This window comes from Nostoc sp. UIC 10890, from assembly GCF_054786515.1.
Genome location: NZ_JBSGKF010000001.1, coordinates 3,034,307 through 3,058,021 on the forward strand (window position 1 = coordinate 3,034,307; position 23,715 = coordinate 3,058,021).

Below are 23,715 nucleotides of genomic sequence, written 5' to 3' on the forward strand. Positions count from 1 at the left end.
TAAAAATGCCGTGTAGAATTTACTCTACAAGTGTATATTGCAACAACTCGTTTTGTACCTTCCCGAAATTTTGAGTCACATTCTAGTACTAATTTTTTGCTTTCGCCTAGAAAGCCTCAATTGTTTGTCTTAATTCTTAGTATTTTTGTTTAACACGACTATTATCAGCCTTCGATACCACAAACCACAACTACCGCTTTTAATCACGGCATAATTGTTGTGGTTGCAAGAATCTATTGATGATTGATTTTTTCGGGACTTCCCCAGTAAGCGGTAATAAAAATACCACTATTGAGGGTTGACCCTGATAACAGGAGAAGAAAATCATATCATAATTTACCTTTAATTACAATTACCTATTTGGGTATATAGACTTTTGCTTCCTTTTTTTTAAATTGTTAATGGATATGCAGAAAGCAGTCTATCTTGATTGCTAGTCTATGGAGGGGAATATTCAGGAGTGCTGAGTTTTGAGTGCTGAGTTCTGAGTAAGAAGTAATGAGTAAGACGTAGTACTTGTGAATCTTTTCCTAAGTACTCACTACTCGTAACTGATTTGATGCCTAATCGGTCTAATTTTACTTTTTACTCAGCACGGGCTAAACGCCCCGCTTTCGCTCACGGTACTCAGCACTGTTTTGGTGAGAGAGAAAAACCCAAAGCGGCAGATGTTGCCCTTAGAGTCAAATCCTCACGGGGTATGGGCTGAAAAGTTAAAAATCAAAAATTAAAAATTCAGCTGTTCCCTAAGACCCTTTTTTGGTGCATAAATAAAGTTTGATTGTTGAGTCTTACAAACGCTAGCCTGTTAAAAGCTGAGGTGTTATCAGACCAACTTATTTAAGACCGTAACTTTAAGTTGTACAACAGGGATACTCAAAAATAATGGTTCAAGAGCGTACTTTACCCACTTTTAATCCTGCTACTACGCACATTACTAAAGAAGAAGGGTTACGGTTGTATGAGGACATGGTATTAGGGCGCTTGTTTGAAGACAAGTGCGCTGAAATGTACTACAGAGGCAAAATGTTTGGTTTTGTCCATTTGTACAACGGTCAAGAAGCCGTTTGCAGTGGTGTTGTACAGTCAATGCGACCGGGTGAAGATTATGTTTGTAGTACTTACCGCGACCACGTTCATGCTCTGAGTGCGGGTGTACCAGCAAGAGAGGTAATGGCAGAATTATTTGGCAAAGCCACAGGTTGCAGTAAAGGGCGCGGTGGTTCCATGCACATGTTTTCTGCCGAACATCGTTTGCTGGGTGGCTATGCTTTTGTGGCTGAGGGAATTCCTGTAGCAGCTGGAGCGGCTTTTCAAAGCAAATACCGCCGCGAAGTGCTGGGAGATAAAAACGCTGACCAAGTGACAGCTTGCTTTTTTGGCGACGGTGCAGCTAACAATGGTCAGTTTTTTGAGACGCTAAATATGGCAGCTTTATGGAAACTGCCAATTCTGTTTGTAGTCGAAAATAATAAGTGGGCCATTGGGATGTCTCACGAACGAGCCACTTCCCAGCCAGAGATTTATAAAAAAGCCAGTGTGTTTAACATGGTGGGCGTGGAAGTAGATGGTATGGATGTACTAGCAGTCCGAGCCGTGGCCCAAGAAGCTGTAGCCCGTGCCCGTGCGGGTGAAGGCCCAACATTAATTGAGGCGCTTACCTACCGCTTCCGGGGTCACTCTTTGGCTGACCCAGATGAAATGCGAAGCAAAGCGGAGAAAGAATTTTGGTTCGCCCGTGACCCAATTAAGAAGTTGGCAGCTTATTTGGTGGAGCAAAATCTGGCGGATGAGGGAGAAATCAAAGCAATTGATCGTAAAATTCAGGATGTAATCGACGAAGCAGTTAAATTCGCCGAAAGCAGCCCTGAACCAGACCCTAGCGAGTTATATCGTTTCGTGTTTGCAGAAGACGAGTAAATTTTGGGAATGGGGACTGGGGACTGGTTACTGGGAAAGAGTTATTTTAATCCCTAATCCCTAATCCCTAATCCCCAATCCCCAATCCCTAATACTTTCAGGACTAAAATTTGTGTTTAGCATTGCAGTTCAACAGCAACAGTACAAGACCTACATTCTTTCTGATGAAGCCGCTGGTTCTCAGTTGGAAGTTGTACCAGAACGCGGTGGTATCATTACCCGTTGGCGTATTCAAGGGCAAGAAATTTTCTATCTGGATGCTGAACGCTTTACTCATCCTGAGTTGAGTGTCAGAGGTGGGAATCCAATTTTGTTTCCTATTTGTGGCAATCTACCAGATAATACTTACACTCATGACGATCAAAAATATACTCTTAAGCAACATGGTTTTGCTCGTGAATTGCCGTGGTCAGTAACAGAACAAAAAACTGGAGATAAAGCTAGTCTGACTGTTGTTCTTAATAGCAATGAGCAAACCAAGGCTGTTTATCCTTTTGATTTTCAACTGGCTTTCACCTATGAACTTCAAGGTAATACTCTAGAAGTCCGCCAGCAGTATAAAAACTTATCATCCACACCAATGCCTTTTTCGGCTGGTTTCCATCCCTACTTTTTGTGTGGTGATAAAACTCAGTTAGAGTTGGAAATTCCCTCTAATCAGTATCAAGATAATCAAACTAAGGAAATTCACCCTTTTGACGGCAATTTTGACTTTAGCCGTGATGAAATTGATTTCGCTTTTGGACAGCTAACGAGTCAATCGGCTACTGCGATAGATCGCAGCCGGAAGTTAAAACTCACCTTGGATTATGATGATTTCTCTACCTACCTGGTATTTTGGACTGTCAAAGGCAAAGAATTCTACTGTCTAGAACCGTGGAGCGCCACCCGTAACTCCCTCAATACTGGTGATAACCTGACTGTGTTAGCACCAGGAGCTAGCCACACAGCATCTATAAGGTTGACGGCTAATTTTTTCTAAACCCCTTTACATATCTACAGATGTTTGTGCTATGATGGCAAAGTTGCGAAATGCAGCGAAAGGGTCGCTAACTCAACGGTAGAGTACTCGGCTTTTAACCGATTAGTTCCGGGTTCGAATCCCGGGCGACCCATATAAGAGTTTAAGAAAAACTTGCCTCTGTTTTTAAGATGAAAGCAGAGGCAACTTTTGTGAATGCGATCGCTCTGGAGAACCAAAAATTTTGGATAAGCGATCGCTGTTGGTGAAAATCAAAAAAAATTGCGGATTCATAGAAATTAACTAAATTTGATGTTTAATCAGTGATTCTATGGGTAATTCAGTGCGGGTTGAAAGTGAATAAATGAGTCTGAACTTTTCAACTGGAAGTATAGCCGTAGTCACATAGGTTAGGACAGTGGTGATTGCTCAATCAGAATTCCCTTCTGCCCTCTGCCTGTCTTGATAATTCGCCTCGCAGAACAGTTACCGCTTGTCCGGCGAGAAAGACGCGATCGCCGCCGTCATAATACACCTTCACCACCCCACCGCGCCTGGATGCCTGATAAGCCAATAGCTCATTTTTATGCAAGCGATCGCGCCAGAAGGGGGCGAGACAGCAATGAGTAGCCCCAGTCACCGGGTCTTCATCAATTCCTAAACCTGGGGCAAATAAGCGAGAGACGAAATCATATTGAGAATCAGGGTGAGTGAGGCTGGTGACAATGATCTCAGAAATCGGCAACGTTTTCAGTATTTGGAAATTTGGCTGCATCTGGCGTATCAAATCCTCAGATTCCAATTCCACTAAATAGCCAAAGGAATTTAAGAAAACAGATTTGTACGGTACACCCAAAGCTTGCTTGAGTTCTCGCGGGGCGACTGTTGCTTGTGAGTGATTCACAGGAAAATCTAACTCAATCCACTCACCTTGCAACTTAGCAATCAGCACTCCACTTTTGGTGTAGAAACGCGCAACTTCATTTGGTGACAGATACCCCTCTGACCAGAGTACATGGGCACTAGCTAAAGTTGCATGACCACAAAGCGGCACTTCTACTGTGGGCGTAAACCAACGCAAATTGAAGCCATCATCCTGTCTAACAAGAAAAGCCGTCTCAGATAAATTCATCTCCTGCGCCACGTTCTGCATCCAACGATCGTCTTGGGGAGTGAGCAAAACACAGACAGCAGCAGGATTACCTGTGAATACTGTATTGGTAAAAGCATCAACCTGGGTAATGATTTGTCCCATTGGAGTCACCTTGAAAATTGGACAGCAGTATATATATCAGGAGTGCGTTAAATATTTATGCGAAATTTATGCGGACTGTTACCATTCTTTTAAAGTGGCGTATGCTTCAGTATTACAGCCGTTCCCAAATGAGAACAACCATATACAAGACTTCTTGCAAAAGTCGAGGGAAAGGGTAAAGAAACTCAAAATCCTTTCCCTTTAACCTTTACCCTTTTCCCTAAGAGTGCAAAAACATATTTTTGCAAGAGGTCTACAGTACCTTATAAGTTAGGAATACAATCTCCAAAAACTAGGGTCAATGTTAAAGCCAAACGGAAACATGAGGATAAGAATCTTCAGAAGCATCTTTGCTGCTATCAACTTAGCGCTAATTTCTGGAGGATTAATGAGTTGTGTTGTTGAAGTACCGCGGCCACTTGCTCCAACTGAGCAACAAAAACCAGTCCTACAACCTAACCAGAACGACAGAGATGACGACGACAGAGATGACGACGACAAAGATGGTGACGAGAGAAATGGCGATCGCAAGGATGATAAAGATGATGACGATAAAGACGATAACGACTAAATAAAGGCAAAACTGTTACCTTTATCCTTTTTTGAGTTTACATTTATGCTTATCCAAGAAACTTCTACTTCTCTCGTAGATACTTTACGCCTCCGACGGCAAAGACTAGCCAACCTGATTAATTTTCCAGTAATTCTGTGGTCAGGTAGCAACAGTCCGCGCAACTTTCTAGCAAATCCCTTTCCGTTTCGCGCTAGCAGTCATTTTCTCTATTTTGCCGGACTGCCATTATCAAAGGCGGCAATTCGTTTAGAAGCGGGTAAGCTAGAACTATTCATGGACAATCCGTCATCCAGCAGTGCCCTTTGGCATGGAGAAATGCCAACGCGCGAGGAAATAGCCCTGCATATTGGGGCGGATGTGGCTCGACCAATGGCAGAATTAGAGTCTTGGATAGAAGATGCCGCCACACTTGCTGTACAAGATGCAGCTACTTGGACGCAGCAATCGCAGCTATTAAATAGATGGGTTTTACCACAAAGTCCTCCCCAAGGAATTGACTTGGAGTTAGCTAAGGCGATCGTTTCTCTCCGTCTCACCCACGATGAAGCTGCATTAACTCAGTTGCGAAAAGCTGCTGCTGTGACTGTTGAGGCTCACAAAGCTGGGATGGCAGCAACACCTCAAGCCAAGCTGGAAGCAGAAGTTCGTGCAGCGATGGAAGGGGTAATTATTGCCCACAATATGACCACCTCCTACAACAGTATTGTCACCGTTCACGGTGAAGTTTTGCATAACGAGCAGTATCACCACCCTCTACAACCAGGTGATTTACTACTTGCTGATGTTGGTGCTGAAACCGAGATGGGTTGGGCTGGTGATGTTACTCGCACTTGGCCAGTTTCCGGCAACTTTTCATCTACCCAGAGAGATATTTATAATGTTGTGCTGGCAGCCCATGATGCTTGCATTGCCAAAATACACCCTGGTGTTGAATATGCGGATATTCATTTGCTAGCTGCTACGGTCATAGCTGAAGGTTTAGTAGAGTTAGGCATTTTACAAGGAAATCCTCAAGATTTAGTAGAGATGGATGCCCACGCGCTGTTTTTCCCTCATGGCATCGGTCATTTACTGGGTTTAGATGTCCATGATATGGAAGATTTGGGCGATTTAGCAGGGTATGAAGAGGGACGCCAAAGGAGCGATCGCTTTGGTTTAGGCTACCTTCGTTTAAATCGTCCCCTGCATCCAGGAATGTTAGTCACAATTGAACCTGGTTTTTATCAAGTACCAGCAATTTTAAATGATGCCAATGTCCGTTCAAAATATCAGAATGTGGTGAATTGGCAGCGTTTATCTGAATTTGCTGATGTGCGTGGAATCCGCATTGAAGATGATGTTTTAGTTACCGCAGAAGGCAGCGAAGTTTTAACAGATGCATTGCCAAACGATGCTGATACTATAGAAAATTTAGTCAATAGTTGAGTTCATTCCCCCAAACCCAGATGATTTTGTAACGCTTGGCGCATCACTTCCACAGGCACAGTTTCCTGCTGCAACCAGATTTTTAATGCTGCTGCCCCTTGTTGGACTAACATTTCTAAACCATCGATCGCAATTGCACCTTGTTTTTGAGCCTGTTCTAGAAATTGCGTCGGTTTAGGAATATATATCAAATCGTAAGCGATCGCACCAGTTGGTAAATTCGCCATTTCTTCTACACTCAAAGGCGACTGATCAACTTTGGGATACATACCTATAGGAGTTGTATTTACCAGCAGATTTGCTTGGGGAATTAGCTTTGGCAATTCCTCCCATTGATGAACCTGGAATTTATCAGCTAGGGGTGAATTGCTCCAACTATTGCGAAATTCCTGTAATCTTTGCATATTGCGCCCAACAACATGAATTTGGGCAAAATCTAGCTGGGTACAACCTGCTACAACTGCTCTTGCTGCACCACCATTGCCCAAAATTACCGCTACTTTCTGACTCCAATCTTGTTTATATGTCGTCTGCAAAGGAGCGATAAATCCTTCTATATCCGTATTTGTTCCCACCCATTTGTTATTTTTGCGGCTAACAGTATTTACTGCTCCGATAGTTTGAGCCAGGGGGGTAATTTCTGAAAGTAGCGGTATGATCGCTTGTTTGTGAGGTATTGTCACACTAAAGCCGATAACCCCAATAGCAGCCAAACCTGCGATCGCAACTTCTAAGTTCTGTGGTTCGATCGGAAAAGGGAGATAAATGTAATCTAATCCTAATTGTGCGATCGCTGCATTATGCATCACTGGCGAAAGCGAATGTTCCACCGGATGTCCAATGACTCCTAGTAGTTTAGTTTTACCTGTAATTTCTTTAGTCATTTGTCATTTGTCATTTGTCATTTGTCATAACTCATACTCCTTTTCCCCAGTCCCCAGTCCCCAGTCCCCAGTCCCCAATCCCCAATCCCCAATCCCCAATCCCCATTTCCCTCACCTAGCCTACAATTATTAAAAGCTACTTAACACTTCTTTAAATCATGCAGGCAACTACAGCCCCCTCTACAATTCCAATTCCTGGTAAATATTGGCAGTGGCGCGGGCACAACGTTTACTACGTGCGTGCGGGAGAGAAACAACTGCAACGTCCGCCCTTACTCTTGGTACATGGATTTGGTGCTTCCACAGACCACTGGCGCAAGAATATCACAGGATTGTGCCAAGATTTTGAAGTATTTGCGATCGACCTTTTGGGATTCGGGCGATCGGCAAAACCAAAATTGCAGTACAGTGGCGATTTGTGGCGCGATCAACTCCATGATTTTATCAGCGAAGTGATTGGTCAAAAAGCAGTATTAGCAGGTAACTCCCTTGGTGGCTATGCTTGCTTGTGTGTTGCAGCACAACGTCCCGACAGTGCAGCTGGGTTAGTTTTGCTCAATAGTGCCGGGCCTTTTAGCGAAAGCCAGCCCACATCTGAACCGGAAGCTTTGCAAAGTGAAATTCAGCCACCCAAACAACCCTCTTCTTTAGAGAAACTTCTGGGTGACTCGGTTAAATGGATGTTTCAACAACCTTTAGCTCAGTTTGTGTTATTTCAATACGTGCGACAACGTTGGGTAATTCGCCAAACTTTAGAAAAGGTATATCTTGATAAAAGTGCAGTTACAGACCAATTGATAGAAGAAATTGCTCGCCCTGCTTTTGATCAAGGTGCATTGGATGTATTTGTTTCAGTTTTTAGCAGTCCTCAAGGGGAAAAAGTTGATGTGCTGTTAAAGCAATTAACTTGTTCTTTATTGATGTTATGGGGAGAAGCTGATCCTTGGATGAATGCTAGAGAACGTTCTCAAAAGTTTCGTCAATATTGTCCTGACTTGACAGAGCATTTCTTAACAGCAGGTCATTGTCCTCATGATGAAATACCTGATAGAGTAAACCCACTTTTTCGCGATTGGGTATTGTCTATTCCCCAGTGATATTGCATCTCATTAGAAAAAGTTGAGTAGAGATGTAATAAATCGCGTCTCTACTCGCAGTATTTTCTATAAACCAATACAGTTCAGGTAAGACCAAAAAACTTGTAGAGACGGTGTTTATCGCGTCTCGAAAACCCACGATTTTGTACAATTAGCCCTTAACCCAAGCGTATTGTTCTATAAACAAGATAGTTAGATAAAAGAGGAAACTACTATTAAGCTAAAATTCCTGTTACAACAATTTTTGGGATAAATCAAAATCTAAAACCAGAATCGGTATAAAAAATTAGTTAACTAAAAAAACCGCCACTAAATATGATAGGGCGGTCTGGTTAAGCAATCGGAGGGTAATTACAGATTACTCTGCTAATAAATGAAATTGCTGTAACGAAGTTTGCATTAAATTGGGGATTTAGTATGGATTATTCCCTTTGTTCCTTCATTTCCCTACTCTCTTCCGTAAACACTCATTGGTTCCTTGATAAATCGGGTGTAAAGATGCTTAAACGTAGACTTAATTACGCGAGGCATACCAAAATCGATGGGCATTAACTTGTCGGGTAGCCGCCAATCTTCTATTTTTAATAAGTCAGGATTTAAATGCGGAAACTCTATGGCAGCAAGTTCTGGACAAACTCCTAGCCTTTGGGAAGCTGCAACTGTGGGCACTTGTTCAGGAGGAACATTAAGGATTTCTACCATCGCTCGATCTAAAGCAAATATATCTGATGCGGCTGCTAAAATGCCCAACTGGCGAGGTTCACCATTACTGGGGCCATTTCCTTCATGACCAATTATGCCATCCAATATGGTTAAGTTAGGGTTAATTGCCCTGGCTGTTTCTACTAACATTTCACCAAATCTATTTGCGTCTTTTCCAGCTTCCATGTGCCACCAAGCTTTCATTTTGCCGGGGACGCAACCAAATAAGTTTTTTACGCCCAGTGTTAATGTCAATTGCATATGTGATTTCACTTTCGGTAGGTTAATCACTACATCTGCTTCCATTGCTTCTTTAGACAGCCGCAGATGGTTAAAATTGTCACTGACGGTTTGGTAACGCTGACCGTGAAAATCGATGATGGGAAGATTGAGTTCTTCTAAAATAGGCAGATAGCCATTTGCTACTGCTACGCCCTTGGCACTTCCAAAAGCAGGACTATCGCCCAAAAATGGCTTACCACCAACCTCAATTACCATCTGGGCAACTTCGTAAACTAGTTCGGCACGGGTGATACATTCTTTACCAGGACGCGACCCTGTAAGTAGATTGGGTTTGAGTAAAACGCGATCGCCTTTTTTCACAAATGCTGCCATTCCTCCAAAAGGTTCCAGCAGTGTGACTAGAGATTCTCGTAAAGCCTCTCGTTCATAAGATGTAGCCCGAATGAGACTGACAGATGATTTTTGAGTCTGCATAGATTGGGGAATGGGGAATGGGGAACTCGGGGCCCCCTCTGGGGATTAGGGGCAATGGGGAATGGGGGCAAGGAAAATAACCATGCCCAATGCCCCATAATCTATTATTCTGTTTTGAGCGCTAAGATACCACTCATTTGTTCTAGATTTAACACTGTGGCTAAATCTGTTTCACTCATCAACCCGCGTTCTAAGACAATCTGCCGTAAAGATTTACCAGTTTCTAAAGATTCTTTGGCGACAGCTGCGGCGTTTAAATAACCGATGTGGGTATTCAGTGCGGTTACTAAAGCTAAACTGCCTTCAGCATAAGCTAAACAACGTTCCTGGTTTGCTGTGATTCCTTCAATGCAACGTTCTGTAAGTGCAGCGATGGTATTACCCAGAATTTCGATGCTGTGAATCAAGTTATAAGCAATCAACGGCATCATCACATTTAATTCTAATTGTCCAGCTTGGGCGGCTAAAGCGATCGCACTATCGTAACCCATCACCTGAAAGCACACCATTGATGTCATCTCTGCCATCACTGGGTTATATTTCCCTGGCATAATTGAGGAACCTGGTTGCACTGGGGGCAGTTGAATTTCTTTCAAACCAGTTTTTGGCCCCGAATCCATCAGCCGCAAATCGTGAGATATTTTGACTAAATCCTGTGCTAAGTTCCGTAAAGCACCAGAAACATTCACAAATGGCGCCATACTCTGCATAGCTGCCATGAGATGCGGTGAAGGTTCTAAAGGAGTATCAATCAATTCTGAGAGAACTTCTACCACACGGGCGCGATACAGAGGATGAGTGTTTAACCCCGTTCCGGCTGCACTACCTCCCAAACCCAGCACCATCAAATCGCCAGAGGCAGTGTAAATTCGGTTTTGATGTTCTGTAAGGATTTGCGCCCAAGCCCGGAAATTTTCACCCAAACGCACGGGTACAGCATCTTGTAAGTGGGTTCTGCCAGATTTGACGATATCTTGAAATTCCACAGCTTTGTTTTCTAAAGATGCGATCGCACCATCTATTGCTGGGTGTAATGTCTTAGATAATGCCAATAATCCACCAATCCGAATTGCAGTCGGAATCACATCATTGGTAGATTGTCCATAATTAACGTGGTCATTAGGACTAACACGTTTGTAATTGCCCTTTTCTTCACCAAGAATTTCCAAGGCGCGATTTGCCAAAACTTCGTTGATATTCATGTGGTGGGATGTTCCAGCACCCGCCTGATAAACATCCACAACAAATTGATCGCGGAATTCCCCAGCTAAGATTTCATCAGCTGCTTGGACAATCGCCTGACTAATATCTTGGGGAATGCAATTTAGTTCTCCATTGACAATTGCTGTAGCTTTTTTAATTATCAATCCAGCATCTACGTAAGTAGGTAAAGGCTTGATGCCGCTAATGGGAAAGTTTTCGATAGCTCGTAAAGTTTGAATGCCGTAATAAACGCTACTAGCAATTTGGCGATCGCCCATCGAATCGTGTTCGATGCGGAATTCTGTGTGTTCAGTCATAGTATTCTTTTAAAAGAGTTACAGAAAACAGATTTTCCCACGCAGGTACACTCAGATACACTAATCTGCATATATTTTGCATATTTGCTTGGCTGCTTGTTGCTTTACAGTTGTTAATTTTGAAGTTTTATTTATGAATTACGAATTACGAATTACGAATTACGAATTATTATGACCATACCCAACTGGATTACTTTCTCTCGCCTTCTGGGTGTACCATTTCTGCTTTATGGCTTGTACAACTCCACAGCACAAGCTAGATGGATATGTTTGGCGATTTTTATCGTCGCTGCGTTAACTGATTGGTTAGATGGCTATTTGGCGCGGAAACTCAACCAAGTTAGTGAGTTGGGTAAATTTCTTGACCCCTTAGTGGATAAATTTTTGGTACTTGCGCCGTTAATGGTGTTAATTGAACTAGGAAAAGTGCCAGCTTGGGGAGTGTTTTTGATTTTAGCGCGAGAATTAGCGATCGCTGGTTGGCGAGTGAATCAAACGACAATTACCGGGGCGAATATTTGGGGTAAACTCAAAACGGTTAGTCAAATAGTTGCGATCGCACTTCTGATTGCACCCCTACCTGAAGTATGGCAAACTCCCTCTGTGATTGCTTTTTGGGTTTCTGTCGCCTTAACTTTAATCTCTGGAGCAATTTATTTGATACCACAAAACCCAACTAGTGAAAATACACCGTTAGGTACAAAGTGACTCAAAAAAAACTGTATGGAACTGATGTTTATTATTTAAAAGTCCCTGATTAAAACTTTGCCTAAATTCGTAGTGAATAGACTCAAAAAAACTTTGCGTTCCTCTGCGCTATACTCTGCGCCCCTTTGCGTTTAAACTTAAACCCTCAATCCACTTACCTTGCACACAGATATAAGAATCCGCTTTGATTTCTGAACGAATTTGTGTAGACAGGCAATAGGCAACAGTCAAGAAGGCTTCTTAGTTGTACTGAGTTTTTTCAGAAATCAAATATGAGTCCGATAGTACTTTATTTCTCAAAATCATAGCTAGGTAATCCGCTAACATCAGTTTGGAGAGCAAACAAATCACCTGAGTAGAAACTTTTTTCTATCTCCCCTTGGCTAAGTCCAACTGAAGCAGTAGTAATGTAGAGTGTTTGCAAATCTTCGCCGCCAAAGGTGCAACTCGTTACGAGTGGAACAGGTAGTTTTATCCGTAATATCTCTTCACCCTTGGGGTTGAAACGAATCACACACCAGCCATCCCACATAGCTGACCAAATATTTCCTTGACTATCTATCGTTAACCCATCTGGGTAGAAAGATTCATGAGTTAAATCAACAAAAATCCGGCGATTAATAATGCTACCTGTTACTGAATCAAAGTCATAAGCATATATTTTTTGTTGAGGAGAATCACTCAAATAAAACGTTTTTTGATCGGGACTCCACCCCAGACCATTAGAGATAGTCAATCCCGTTTCCATCACATGCAATGAACCGTCACGATCATAGCGATAGAGGCTAGCGTGGGGTTTTTCTAAAGAAGACATTGAGCCAATCCAAAAGCGACCTTGAGGGTCACATTTGCCATCATTGAGACGGTTATCTGACAGATTTCCTTCAATCTCCAAAATAGGAGTAACTTCACCTGTTTTGGTATTGAGAAATGCCAAGTGATGACGCAGTGCCATAATTAATCTATCTTTACCTGCTGTTGCGATCGCACCTACGACATCTCCCACATTAAAAAACAAGTCTTTCCCCGTAGCCGGATTGAACTGATGTACACGATGGTTGTAAATATCGATCCAGTACAGTAGGTTTTGGGTAGAATCCCAGATGGGGCCTTCACCCAAGCGGGCACGAGACTCTAGAACATTGTGGAGTGGATATTGCAAAACCTGGCTCATTTGATCAACCAACAATAGTATTTACAGAAACTAGTTTCAGTAGCCTTCAGGCAATTTTAAAAAACGTTTGCCTGACTAATAAAGAAAATTTTCATTCCTGTTTCAGTAAAGACTAAAGACGCAATTTATCGCGTCTTCCCCAGGTAGAAGAAAATATTTTTAATTTTGACTCAACCTTTACTGCGATCCGTTAACTTAAAATTAGTCGGTCAAGATTCCCGTTATGTATCAAACAGACCCGCCTCTCTCTCCCAAAGAAGTCCTACCAACCATGTATGATCTTCCCAGTGAATACCCGGAGGACTCTGGTTTGCCTGACGAATTTCACCTTTTTCAGCCCCAACTTCTGCGCGAAACCTTCTGTCCACCTAACTATCCAGCAGAGGAAGTATTTGTTGCCAGTGACTTAAACCTTTACTATGACCTCCGGCATACACTGTGGTACAAACGCCCAGACTGGTTTGCTGCTGTGGGAGTTTCGCGTCTCTACGAACAGCAAAACTTGCGTCTGAGTTATGTTATCTGGCAAGAAGGGGTTGCTCCTTTTGTAGTGATAGAATTGCTTTCTCCTGGCACTGAAAAAGAAGACTTAGGACAAACTCTGCGGGAGATTAACCAACCGCCGACCAAATGGGAAGTTTATGAGCGGATTTTGCGAGTTCCTTACTACATTGTGTTTGACCGCTACACTGACAAACTCCAAGTATTCCAATTAGTTGCAGACCGCTACAGCGAATTAGACTTGAATACTCCACGGGTGTGGATGCCGGGTTTGGAACTAGGTTTAGGACTTTGGCAAGGTTCTTATCAAGGAATTGAGCGATTGTGGCTACGTTGGTATGATGCATCCGGGAATTGGCTTCCCACGCCGCTAGAACGAGAAAGTCAACGTGCTAACAGATTAGCAGCACAACTGCGAGAGTTAGGCGTTAACCCTGATGAGTTATGAAAATGCGATCGCATCAGTCAACTTAAGCGAAATGGGCGAATAAAATTCGCCCTGGCTACTGCACAGCTAGCTCACAACGCTTGTAAAATCTCCTCATCTACAGAAAAATCAACATCAGCTTTATCTTTTGCATTAGCCAAATAATCATTTTCCAGAGAGTCTTGTAAACCAGAAATTAAATCATATTCAGGATGCCAGTCTAATTCTGTTTGCGCTTTATTCACCGAAGCAAAGAAATGCTGCACGCGCATCGGAAAAGCTTTGCGTTTGCCGAAATCAAACTTTTTCGGGTCGTAGTGGACGATTTTTACAGCATCGGGTGATTTGCCAGCCGCTACAGCGCTAGCACGGGCTAAACCATCAAAAGTGACAAAGCGATCGCCTGAGATATTATAAATCTGTCCTATGGCTTGTTTATTGCCCAAAATCTTAGTCATTGCTTGTGCCAAGTCCTTTACATGTCCCAGTTGAGTGATATGCAAACCATTTCCGGGGATAGGAATGGGGCGATCGCGCACAATTCTGTCAAAAAACCAGCCTTCCAACTCATTATAATTACGGGGCCCGTAAATATAAGTAGGACGAATAGAAGTAAAGGGCAATCCCAATTGAGTCAAATAAGCTTCAGTTTCATGTTTACCCTTATGGCGACTTTTGGGATCTACAGCATCACCTTCTATGTGGGGCAGTTGGTCAGATTTGAGATAAACCCCCGCAGAACTCATATACACAAAATGTTGCACTCGGTCTTTAAAAATTTCTGCAAGTGGTTGAGTATCAGTAAGTTCGCGCCCGTTATTGTCAAAAATGACATCAAAGTTTTCTTGTGATAACTTTGCTTTTAATTGAGTAGCATCTGTGCGATCGCCTATAATTTGTCCTACTCCCTCTAAAGAAGGTGGTGCTGGCCGATTCCCACGATTGAACAGCACCACCTCATGTCCTTGTTCCACCAGTAATTGAGTCAAATAAACACCAATGAACCGAGTACCACCCATAATCAAAATTCGCATAAATTCACCCTTTCTATATCAGTTTTCATCGAGGGAGTAGGGGCTGGGGACTTGGAATTAGGGAGACAAAAAGAAATAACTAATGCCCAATGCCCCATGCCCAATGCCCCATGCCCAATCTGAGATTATCAGGTTGCAGCATCCATCTGGAACCTCTCTGGGAAAGATTCCGTCTTATGTGCTAATCTGGGGCGCTTCCCGTTAATTAATCACAAGGGGAAACTTTTCAGTTAACGTCATCAAGTTGTCCTTTGTATTTTCCATTTATTCAAGTTAGCTGTGCCCTTGAAATATGCTCTGGTTCATGAGTGGCTGACACCTAAAGCCACCGGTGGTTCAGAACTCGTTGTCCGAGAAATTTTGAATCACATTGATGCTGATTTGTATGCCCTAATAGATTTTGAATCTAGCAACAGAGAAAGTTATTTATACAAGCGTCAGATTGGCAAGACGTTTCTCCAGAACTTTCCCTATGCCAGCAACGGTATACAAAAATACTTACCTTTGTGGCCTTTGGCAATTGAACAACTTGATTTGCGGCATTATGACGTAATTCTGTCTTCATCGCACGCTGTTGCCAAAGGAATTCTTACCACTCCCGAACAGATGCATATTTGCTACTGTCACAGCCCTATGCGCTATGCCTGGGACTTGACCTTTGATTATCTGCGCCACAGCAAACTGGGTAGTGGTTTACCTGGGTGGGTGACGCGATATTTATTACATCGTTTACGCCAATGGGATGTATTGAGTGCCAATCGCGTTGATTACTTCATTGCCAACTCGCAGCATACAGCTCGGCGGATTTGGCGTTGCTATCGACGAGAAGCAACAGTCATTTACCCACCAGTGAATATTGCCGAATTTCCGTTTTTGTCTGAGAAAGAGGACTTTTACCTGACAGTTTCCCGATTAGTGAGTTACAAGCAAATATCGTTGATTGTCAACGCTTTTAATCAACTAAAACGACCATTAGTAGTCATTGGTACAGGAGATGAAATGAACAAGATTCGCGAGATGGCAAACTCGAATATCCAAATACTCGGTTGGCAACCCGATAATGTGGTAAAAAAATATATGTCTAGGGCTAAGGCGTTTGTGTATGCAGCTTGTGAAGATTTTGGTATCGCCCTAGTGGAAGCACAGGCCTGCGGCACGCCAGTAATTGCCTATGGTGCAGGGGGTGCTCTAGAAACAGTGCGAGACATCCGCTCTTGTGCGGATACAGGGACAGGTCTATTTTTCAGGACGCAAACAGAGGCGGCTTTGGTAGAGGCAGTAGAAAAGTTTGAAGTGTATGAGGGTTCGTTCAGTTCTGAGTATATGCGATCGCACGCCGCGCAGTTTTCACCGCAAATCTTTGCAAATCGTTATCTAGATTTTGTAAACAAGTGCAACGAAAAAGACCGTTTTCAGAATAATGGTCTTGGTTAATGTCTTATTTTTTTAGGCTTTTGGCAATTTCCCCCAGAAGCAGATCATTTTGGCTTTAATATTGGGACTATGTGTGGTGTGGATTATTAAGGAGTATGATGACTGCCCAGAGCTCACTCCTCTCCGGCAAGCGAGGCGTACGGCAAGACACTAGAGCGTCTACGCGTACTTTCTTAAAACGCGGTCAAAAAACAAAGACGCCAAAAGTTAAACCCAAAGGTTTATCTTTTCAGGGTTTAAACGGAGAGTTTGCCAAACGACTGTTCGATATAGTGTTTTCGCTGTCGGTGTTAATTTTGTTCTTCCCCGTCTACTTAATTTTGACCTTGCTGATTGCCTTCAGTTCAGAAGGTCCAATTTTTTATGTCCAGGAACGGGTAGGGAAAAATTACAAAGCGTTTAATTGTATTAAATTCCGAACAATGGTAAGCAATGCAGACGAAATCCTCATGCAAATGATGGAAACATCGCCTGAGTTGCGACAAGAATTTGAGAGCAGTTTTAAGCTAAAACAAGACCCCCGAATTACCAAAATTGGTCGATTTTTGCGAATTACTAGCTTAGACGAATTTCCCCAGTTCTGGAACGTTTTAAAAGGGGACATGAGCGTAGTCGGTCCCCGACCTTTGGTAGCAGAAGAACTGCCAAAATACGGTTGTCACATTGACGAGATTTTAACAATCCGTCCAGGAATTACTGGTTTGTGGCAGGTATCTGGGCGTAATGACATTCCCTACCCTCGGAGAGTCCAAATAGACCTGCATTATGTCAAATTTAGGAATTTCTGGCTTGATTTATGGATCATCTTGAAAACTGTTGACGTGGTAATTCTACCCAAAAATAACGGGGCATACTGAGTAACTACTTAGGGCGGATTCTGTGGGGCAGTTAATGCCCCTAAGTACCGATTCTTATCCTAAGACTAAAGAATTGCTTATCTTTGCTTTCTATAAATTTGTGCTTTTATACTTAACTCGGACTTCTCTAAGTGTGAATCTTTAGCTATTTTGCCCTGATTCGCCTTTTTGCCAGAAGTCTAAATTTAATATGCCTATTTTATTAATTCTTCACAAAACTAGAGATATATGAAGTTTTGACAAAAAAACAACTTACATAAAAATAATCTTGATCTATCTGGTACAAGAAGAAATATACATACTTCAAAAATACTGAGCTATTTAGTACTTAGCTTACGTGTTAAATTATTTTTTATTAAGTATATTTATTTACGGAAAAAGTCTTCTAACAACAAGAACTCGTAGGTTTCCCATTAGGCAATTCAGCAATTAGTTGCTAGGTTGTATCAGATTGGCTGTAACTTTTTAATCAAAGACAATAAGGGATAATTGAGCATGACGCAACAGAAGCGAGCGTTGATTACTGGTATTACTGGACAAGATGGTTCATATCTAAGTGAGTTTTTACTGGAACAAGGTTATGAGGTTCATGGCATCATTCGCCGGACTTCTACCTTCAACACAGACCGCATCGATCACATTTACGAAGACCCCCACAAAGAGGGAGTACGGTTGTTTCTTCACTACGGTGACTTGACAGACGGCACGACGTTGCGGCGCATTTTAGAAGAAGTCAAACCAGTAGAAATTTACAACCTCGGCGCTCAATCCCATGTCAGGGTCAGCTTTGATTCACCAGAATACACAGTGGATGCTGTAGGAATGGGAACATTGCGTCTGTTGGAAGCAATTCGAGACTACCAACATCGTACCGGAATTCAGGTGCGATTTTACCAGGCGGGTTCTTCAGAAATGTACGGTTTAGTACAAGCAATACCTCAAACTGAGACAACGCCCTTTTATCCCCGCAGTCCCTATGCCTGTGCGAAAGTTTACGCTCATTGGCAAACTGTAAATTATCGTGAATCTTATAATTTGTTTGCTTGTAACGGCATACTTTTTAACCACGAGTCACCACGCCGGGGTGAAACCTTTGTAACCCGCAAAATTACTAGAGCAGTGGCAGGTATCGTTGCTGGTAAGCAGAAAAAGATTTACATGGGTAATCTAGATGCCAAGCGAGATTGGGGTTATGCAAAGGATTACGTCAAAGCAATGTGGTTGATGTTGCAGAAAGACCAGCCAGACGATTACGTAATTTCTACTGGTGAAACCCACTCAGTGCGAGAGTTTTTGGAACTGGCATTTAGTTATGTGAATCTCAATTGGCAAGATTATGTAGAGTTTGATGAGCGTTACCTCCGTCCATCTGAGGTAGAGTTGTTGATTGGCGATTCTACCAAAGCACGGCAAAAGTTGGGCTGGACACCATCAGTAACCTTTGAAGAACTAGTTTCCCTAATGGTAGAAGCAGACTTACAAGCATTGGGTCACACTTCACCCAATGGAAATGGTTCTCAATTTCCAGATGATATTGCGACTATTCGTCAAACACTGGGCGCTTTGCACTTCTGATTCGCATCACAGAGGATAAAAATATGACAGCCTTAGAACTAAAAAATAAACGCATTCTCGTCACTGGTGGGTCGGGGTTTCTAGGTCGTCAGGTGATAGATCAACTGTGTAAAGCAGGGGCTGATCGCGAGAAAATTACAATACCGCGATCGCACGATTCCGATCTACGTGTCTGGGAAAATAGCCAACGTGCAGTTGACCAGCAAGACATAATCATCCATCTAGCAGCTCATGTCGGTGGCATCGGTCTGAACCGCGAAAAACCCGCAGAGTTGTTCTACGATAACTTGATCATGGGAACCCAGCTAATTCACGCTGCCTATCAAGCTGGAGTAGAAAAATTTGTTTGTGTTGGCACAATCTGCGCCTATCCTAAATTCACTCCAGTACCATTCAAAGAAGATGATCTTTGGAATGGCTACCCAGAGGAAACCAACGCCCCTTACGGAATTGCAAAAAAAGCACTTTTAGTTCAATTGCAATCTTACCGTCAGCAGTACGGTTTTAATGGGATTTATCTACTACCAGTCAATTTATATGGCCCAGAAGATAACTTTGACACAGGAAGTTCCCACGTTATTCCAGCATTAGTTCGTAAAGTTCACGAAGCCCAAATTAACGCGGAAAAACAACTCCCTGTTTGGGGTGATGGTAGTCCCACCCGTGAGTTTCTGTATTCAGAAGATGCAGCGCGAGGGATTGTGATGGGGACTCAATTCTATAACGAATCTGAACCAGTTAACTTGGGAACCGGTTATGAAATCTCCATCCTGGATTTAGTAACTCTAATCTGCGAATTGATGGAGTTTAAGGGGGAAATTGTGTGGCAAACTGACAAGCCTAATGGTCAACCCCGCCGCTGTTTAGATACTGAACGGGCCAAGCAAGCCTTTAATTTCACGGCTCAAGTAAGCTTTGAGGAAGGACTAAAGAATACCATTGAGTGGTATCGTCAACACGCTGTATAACTATGTACTGCTGAATGTAGAGTGATACAAGCTGGGCAATGTCCAGCTTATTTTTTTGGCGATATAAATTTTATGGACAAAGTTAATCATCAACTAAATAAAGCAGAACTGCGTCGCACTCTGCTAAAAACACGTCAATCAATGTCCATTGGAGAATGGAGAGAAAAAAGCGGTGCGATTCGTTGATTAGTGAATCACGGTAATCATCCCGTAAATAGCTAATCCAGCCCGACAGCAGATTACTGTCATTAAGGGCTGAACTCTCGGTCAGATGTAGGTGAAAGTCCTACCATTCAGACTCAGAATTGACTCCTTATCTGCCCACACCGAACAAGCTCGGTTCTTGTAGAGTGAAGCTGGGAACAGGGCGCAATCAGACAGCCGTTGCGGGTTGACACTGGCGCTAACAGGGAGTTCCTACGGCGAAACCGGGTCTAGAAAAGCAACTTATTTTCAAGCAGGGCGCAACATAAAAACCCCTGACTTCACTGGAGAAACAATTCCCGCCGCATATCGCCTTTAATAACGGTAAGAGTCAAGGGAATCCAGTAGTTGAATTGACCACGCCTAACGGAACAATCAATCTCACCGAGGGAACGAATAAAAACGATTTGTGAGTCTTGGGGCAGTCGAACCCCAGGTAGGCTAGACGAGAAGCGGAACTCTCACAAGTCGGGTAGGACAGACCGTAATTGGTCTGAGGTGTTCAGAATACACAAACCAGAGAAGAGAAAATGATTAGACGCAGTAGACATACTAGTGAATCTTGGAGAGCCTTACCGTGGAAGAAATTCCGCCGTAACCTTTTCCGCCTTCAAAAGCGCGTGTACAAAGCTGTTCAAGTTGGAGACAAACGGAAAGCTCGGTTACTCCAAAGGCTTATTCTAAAATCAACCTCGGCTCGATTTCTTGCAATTAGACTTGTATCTCAGCTAAATGCTGGCAAAAAGACGGCGGGTATTGATGGCAAAAAATCCCTCCCATTTGAAGAACGCTTCAACCTCGAAGAACTACTGAAAATGAATAGTGGAAATTGGAAGCATCAAGGGCTACGGGAAATCCCCATCCCCAAAAAGGACGGGACTACCAGAATGCTTAAGATACCAACCATCGCAGATAGAGCTTGGCAATGCCTCGCAAAATACGCACTAGAACCAGCACACGAAGCCACTTTCCATGCCAGAAGCTACGGGTTCAGAACTGGGCGCTCTGCCCATGATGCACAACAATACATCTTTGATAACCTAAGCTCACGAAGCAACGGAATAGATAAAAGAGTTATAGAACTCGATATCGAAAAATGCTTTGACAGGATTAATCACTCAGCAATAATGGAAGAACTCATTGCCCCCAAAGGCTTAAAACTCGGTATCTTCCGATGCCTCAAGGCTGGAGTCAACCCAGAATTTCCCGAACAAGGGACACCCCAAGGGGGAGTGGTCAGTCCTCTATTAGCTAACATCGCGCTCAACGGGATAGAAGATATACACAGATACCACACCGAATACAAATACGGTAAAAGTATCACAGGCAACACTTCCGAAAAGAAAATTGTCAAGCCATCAATCCGATACGCGGATGACATGGTTATTATACTCCGACCCGAAGATGATGCGACAGAGATACTTGAAAGAATCAGCGAGTTTCTCCGCAAACGCGGAATGAATGTAAGCCAAAAGAAAACCAAAGTTACCGCCGCGACAGATGGGTTTGATTTCCTCGGATGGCACTTCAAAGTCCAGAAAAACGGAAAGCTCAGAAGCACTCCCTCGTTGGACAACTTCAAAGCATTTCGTAAGAAAGTAAAACACATCGTCAACAACTCGAATTATGGTGCTACTACAAAGGCTGAGAAATTAGCCCCGATAGTCAGAGGCTGGAGAAATTACCATAAGTTCTGTAAGATGGACGGTTCTAGAAACTCCTTGTACCACATCGAAAAAAGAGCTTACAAGGTATTTAACAAGGAAACCAATCAAAACCGCTACTCTAGCAAGAAATTACTAGACAAGGCATTTCCAAATGTTTCCTACTCCGAAAATAGTCACGTCATGGTTAAAGGAATAAAATCCCCCTATGACGGAGACATTACCTACTGGAGCGAACGTAATAGCAAGCTCTACGACAGTAAAACCTCTAAAACTATGAAAGAGCAAAGCCATAAATGTGCTTCCTGCGGTCTGAAGTTCATTGATGAGGAACGGGTTCACCTGCATCACATCGACGGAAACCACGCCAACTGGAAGAAAAGTAATCTTGAAGCAATTCATGAGAGTTGCCACGATTACAAACACATGAGCAAAAGCGAAAGCTAAGAACATCGGAAGCTGGGTGCGGTGAAAGTCGCACGCCCAGATTTAACCGAGAGGTGCGGAGAATAATATCCCCCATCGACTCAACCATCGCTTATGCTCTCATTTACAAAACTCTACTTTGTTTACCCAAGCAAAAACAATACTCGCTTATTTCAGCTTTCGCCAAGAACCTGACCTCAGTCTCTTATTTGTCAACACCAAATACAGTTGGGGATTTCCTCGCTGCGTTGAGAAATCCCTGTGTTGGCATATTTGGAAACCGAATGATTCTGTCCAAAGCGGCGCTTATGGCATTACTGAACCACACCCCGACACTCCAATTTTAGATGCAGCCGAAGTAGATTTGATTCTCATCCCCAGTGTAGCTTGCGACTATCAAGGATATCGTTTGGGTTATGGCGGCGGATATTACGATCGCTTGCTAAGTTTACCGCAGTGGCAGACAAAGCCGACTATCGGAATTGTCTTTGATTTTGCCTATTTCTCCCAAATACCTATTGAACCTTGGGATAAACCACTACAAGCTATTTGTACGGAAACCGGATTGACTCGAAAAGGTTGAAGGATTCAGGATAATGAAGACATCTCATCAAATGTTTTATGACTAACCCAACGTCATCTACCACTGAGCAAGAAGCAATAATCGACGATATTATCGCAACGAGCCTCCAAGCTCAACAAAAAAACGGCCCAGACCTCCGCCAAATTCATAGCAAAAGTCATGGGCTCCTTTGGGGAGAGTTTATTATTGAACCCAATCTTCCTGAAGACCTGAGAGTAGGTTTGTTCAAAACGCCCCAAACCTACCCTGCGTGGATTCGTTTCTCTAGTGGTGGTTCACCTCAAAAGCGTGGGAAATTCCACTCCGATAGCCAACCTGATGTTCGTGGTATCGCCATCAAGGTGATGAATGTGGAAGGGCAAAAAGTCTTGGATGATGAAGAAAAAACTCAAGATTTTATACTTAACAATTATCCGATTTTCTTGACTAAAGACGTTCGTGATTATGCCGATCTTTCTCAAGCAGGTAGTGGACAACTTTCTCCAGAACGGCTGGAAGAACTTGGTTACGCCTTTGCTATTTTGCAAAAAATTGGCAGCCACAAGGTAGGAAATCCACTTTTGATTCAATATTGGAGTATGGCTCCCTTTAAGTTTGGCGTTAGCGAAGCGGTAGCGACGTTAGGAGCGTCTCGCATTGTAAAATTATCTGTCAAACCTCAACAGCCTGAACAACCACTAGAAACACTTCCAGAATCAGAAAATTACCTTCGAGAAACGCTGGTAAAATATTTGACTGAAGAAGGTCGAGAAGCGTCTTTTGACTTCCTAATTCAGTTTTATGTAGACGATGAAAAAACGCCAATTGAAGACCATGTTAAAGAATGGCAAGAAGCAGATTCACCATTTATTAAAGTTGCAACTGTCCGCATTCCAAGCCAGAAATTTGACTTTGAAGAACGCAAACGTTTAGATGAGGGTTCGCTATTTTCCCCTTGGCATACACTGCTAGAACATGAGCCTGTTGGAAGTGTGAATCTCTCTCGCAAGAGGCTTTACAGCGAACTTGCAAAGTATCGACGAGAAGAAATTGCCCAACGTTCGCGGGAACCAAAACCTTATGTCGCGGTTGAAGATTAACTACTGTGAATTTGCTTCAAACTGTA

At 42.9% G+C, this 23,715-nt stretch carries 22 protein-coding genes and 1 tRNA gene; 17 read left to right on the forward strand and 6 right to left on the reverse strand.

The features are described 5' to 3' along the window. Positions 1 to 559: 559 nt before the first annotated feature. The 4 genes from ACWATR_RS12075 to ACWATR_RS12090 all read left to right on the forward strand — a co-directional run bounded on the left by ACWATR_RS12075 (position 560) and on the right by ACWATR_RS12090 (position 3,035). Positions 560 to 709 (forward strand): hypothetical protein, encoded by a 150-nt coding sequence (locus ACWATR_RS12075; protein WP_460332526.1) that lies wholly within the window; start codon positions 560 to 562, stop codon positions 707 to 709. A gap of 176 nt (positions 710 to 885) precedes the next feature. Further along, positions 886 to 1,920 (forward strand): pyruvate dehydrogenase (acetyl-transferring) E1 component subunit alpha, encoded by a 1,035-nt coding sequence (gene pdhA, locus ACWATR_RS12080; RefSeq protein ID WP_069072716.1) that lies wholly within the window; start codon positions 886 to 888, stop codon positions 1,918 to 1,920. Positions 1,921 to 2,032: 112 nt separating this feature from the next. Next, positions 2,033 to 2,902, forward strand: a complete 870-nt coding sequence (locus tag ACWATR_RS12085) for an aldose epimerase family protein (RefSeq protein ID WP_460332529.1) — start codon at positions 2,033 to 2,035, stop codon at positions 2,900 to 2,902. 61 nt (positions 2,903 to 2,963) lie between these two features. Next, positions 2,964 to 3,035: transfer RNA gene (locus tag ACWATR_RS12090), tRNA-Lys, on the forward strand. A 279-nt stretch (positions 3,036 to 3,314) separates the two neighbouring features. Here the strand turns inward: ACWATR_RS12090 and ACWATR_RS12095 are convergent. Then, positions 3,315 to 4,136 (reverse strand): PhzF family phenazine biosynthesis protein, encoded by an 822-nt coding sequence (locus ACWATR_RS12095; protein ID WP_460332531.1) that lies wholly within the window; start codon positions 4,134 to 4,136, stop codon positions 3,315 to 3,317. Positions 4,137 to 4,458: 322 nt separating this feature from the next. Here ACWATR_RS12095 and ACWATR_RS12100 point away from each other — a divergent pair, with 322 nt between their 5' ends. Both ACWATR_RS12100 and ACWATR_RS12105 read left to right on the forward strand, forming a co-directional pair. Beyond that, a complete protein-coding gene (locus ACWATR_RS12100; protein ID WP_460332533.1) occupies positions 4,459 to 4,707 on the forward strand; it encodes a hypothetical protein in 249 nt (82 codons plus the stop codon). A 45-nt stretch (positions 4,708 to 4,752) separates the two neighbouring features. Further along, positions 4,753 to 6,135 carry an aminopeptidase P family protein gene (locus ACWATR_RS12105; protein WP_460332535.1) on the forward strand — a complete coding sequence of 461 codons (1,383 nt, stop codon included), beginning with the start codon at positions 4,753 to 4,755 and terminating at the stop codon, positions 6,133 to 6,135. 2 nt (positions 6,136 to 6,137) lie between these two features. On the opposite strand, the gene ACWATR_RS12110 is transcribed toward ACWATR_RS12105, so the two are convergent. Continuing rightward, positions 6,138 to 7,019: a shikimate dehydrogenase gene (locus ACWATR_RS12110; protein WP_460332537.1), complete on the reverse strand. Its 882-nt coding sequence runs from the start codon at positions 7,017 to 7,019 to the stop codon at positions 6,138 to 6,140. A gap of 158 nt (positions 7,020 to 7,177) precedes the next feature. Here ACWATR_RS12110 and ACWATR_RS12115 point away from each other — a divergent pair, with 158 nt between their 5' ends. Next, complete coding sequence (locus ACWATR_RS12115) at positions 7,178 to 8,116, forward strand: alpha/beta fold hydrolase (protein ID WP_460332539.1); 939 nt, start codon at positions 7,178 to 7,180, stop codon at positions 8,114 to 8,116. 447 nt (positions 8,117 to 8,563) lie between these two features. Here the strand turns inward: ACWATR_RS12115 and ACWATR_RS12120 are convergent, their stop codons facing one another. Next, entirely contained in the window at positions 8,564 to 9,535 is a 972-nt protein-coding gene (locus ACWATR_RS12120) for an Npun_F2552 family protein (RefSeq protein ID WP_460332541.1), read from the reverse strand. Between the two features lie 104 nt (positions 9,536 to 9,639). Continuing rightward, complete coding sequence (locus ACWATR_RS12125) at positions 9,640 to 11,055, reverse strand: aspartate ammonia-lyase (protein WP_460332543.1); 1,416 nt, start codon at positions 11,053 to 11,055, stop codon at positions 9,640 to 9,642. Between the two features lie 171 nt (positions 11,056 to 11,226). Between ACWATR_RS12125 and pgsA the strand changes: the two genes are divergently transcribed. Further along, positions 11,227 to 11,763, forward strand: coding sequence for a CDP-diacylglycerol--glycerol-3-phosphate 3-phosphatidyltransferase (gene pgsA / locus ACWATR_RS12130; protein WP_460332545.1), 537 nt, complete (start codon positions 11,227 to 11,229; stop codon positions 11,761 to 11,763). A 289-nt stretch (positions 11,764 to 12,052) separates the two neighbouring features. Here pgsA and ACWATR_RS12135 read toward each other — a convergent pair whose 3' ends face one another. Further along, positions 12,053 to 12,937, reverse strand: coding sequence for an SMP-30/gluconolactonase/LRE family protein (locus ACWATR_RS12135; protein WP_460332547.1), 885 nt, complete (start codon positions 12,935 to 12,937; stop codon positions 12,053 to 12,055). A gap of 223 nt (positions 12,938 to 13,160) precedes the next feature. On the opposite strand from ACWATR_RS12135, the gene ACWATR_RS12140 reads away from it, so the two are divergent. After that, entirely contained in the window at positions 13,161 to 13,886 is a 726-nt protein-coding gene (locus ACWATR_RS12140; protein ID WP_460332549.1) for a Uma2 family endonuclease, read from the forward strand. 71 nt (positions 13,887 to 13,957) lie between these two features. Here the strand turns inward: ACWATR_RS12140 and ACWATR_RS12145 are convergent, their stop codons facing one another. Next, positions 13,958 to 14,899 carry an NAD-dependent epimerase/dehydratase family protein gene (locus tag ACWATR_RS12145; RefSeq protein ID WP_460332551.1) on the reverse strand — a complete coding sequence of 314 codons (942 nt, stop codon included), beginning with the start codon at positions 14,897 to 14,899 and terminating at the stop codon, positions 13,958 to 13,960. A gap of 82 nt (positions 14,900 to 14,981) precedes the next feature. On the opposite strand from ACWATR_RS12145, the gene ACWATR_RS12150 reads away from it, so the two are divergent. The 8 genes from ACWATR_RS12150 (at position 14,982) to ACWATR_RS12185 (ending at position 23,689) form a co-directional block, all read left to right on the forward strand. Next, complete coding sequence (locus ACWATR_RS12150) at positions 14,982 to 15,104, forward strand: hypothetical protein (RefSeq protein WP_460332553.1); 123 nt, start codon at positions 14,982 to 14,984, stop codon at positions 15,102 to 15,104. 74 nt (positions 15,105 to 15,178) lie between these two features. Continuing rightward, on the forward strand, positions 15,179 to 16,333 hold the full coding sequence (locus ACWATR_RS12155; protein ID WP_460332555.1) for a glycosyltransferase: 1,155 nt from the start codon (positions 15,179 to 15,181) through the stop codon (positions 16,331 to 16,333). A gap of 98 nt (positions 16,334 to 16,431) precedes the next feature. Further along, entirely contained in the window at positions 16,432 to 17,190 is a 759-nt protein-coding gene (locus ACWATR_RS12160) for an undecaprenyl-phosphate galactose phosphotransferase family protein (RefSeq protein WP_094342755.1), read from the forward strand. A gap of 495 nt (positions 17,191 to 17,685) precedes the next feature. Further along, a complete protein-coding gene (gene gmd / locus ACWATR_RS12165) occupies positions 17,686 to 18,765 on the forward strand; it encodes a GDP-mannose 4,6-dehydratase (RefSeq protein WP_460332557.1) in 1,080 nt (359 codons plus the stop codon). A 23-nt stretch (positions 18,766 to 18,788) separates the two neighbouring features. Continuing rightward, positions 18,789 to 19,733 carry a GDP-L-fucose synthase family protein gene (locus tag ACWATR_RS12170; RefSeq protein WP_460332559.1) on the forward strand — a complete coding sequence of 315 codons (945 nt, stop codon included), beginning with the start codon at positions 18,789 to 18,791 and terminating at the stop codon, positions 19,731 to 19,733. A 734-nt stretch (positions 19,734 to 20,467) separates the two neighbouring features. Continuing rightward, positions 20,468 to 22,048 carry a group II intron reverse transcriptase/maturase gene (locus ACWATR_RS12175; RefSeq protein WP_460331435.1) on the forward strand — a complete coding sequence of 527 codons (1,581 nt, stop codon included), beginning with the start codon at positions 20,468 to 20,470 and terminating at the stop codon, positions 22,046 to 22,048. Between the two features lie 67 nt (positions 22,049 to 22,115). Further along, complete coding sequence (locus tag ACWATR_RS12180; protein ID WP_460340367.1) at positions 22,116 to 22,610, forward strand: 5-formyltetrahydrofolate cyclo-ligase; 495 nt, start codon at positions 22,116 to 22,118, stop codon at positions 22,608 to 22,610. 38 nt (positions 22,611 to 22,648) lie between these two features. Next, entirely contained in the window at positions 22,649 to 23,689 is a 1,041-nt protein-coding gene (locus tag ACWATR_RS12185; RefSeq protein WP_460332561.1) for a catalase family protein, read from the forward strand. Positions 23,690 to 23,715: the final 26 nt, after the last annotated feature.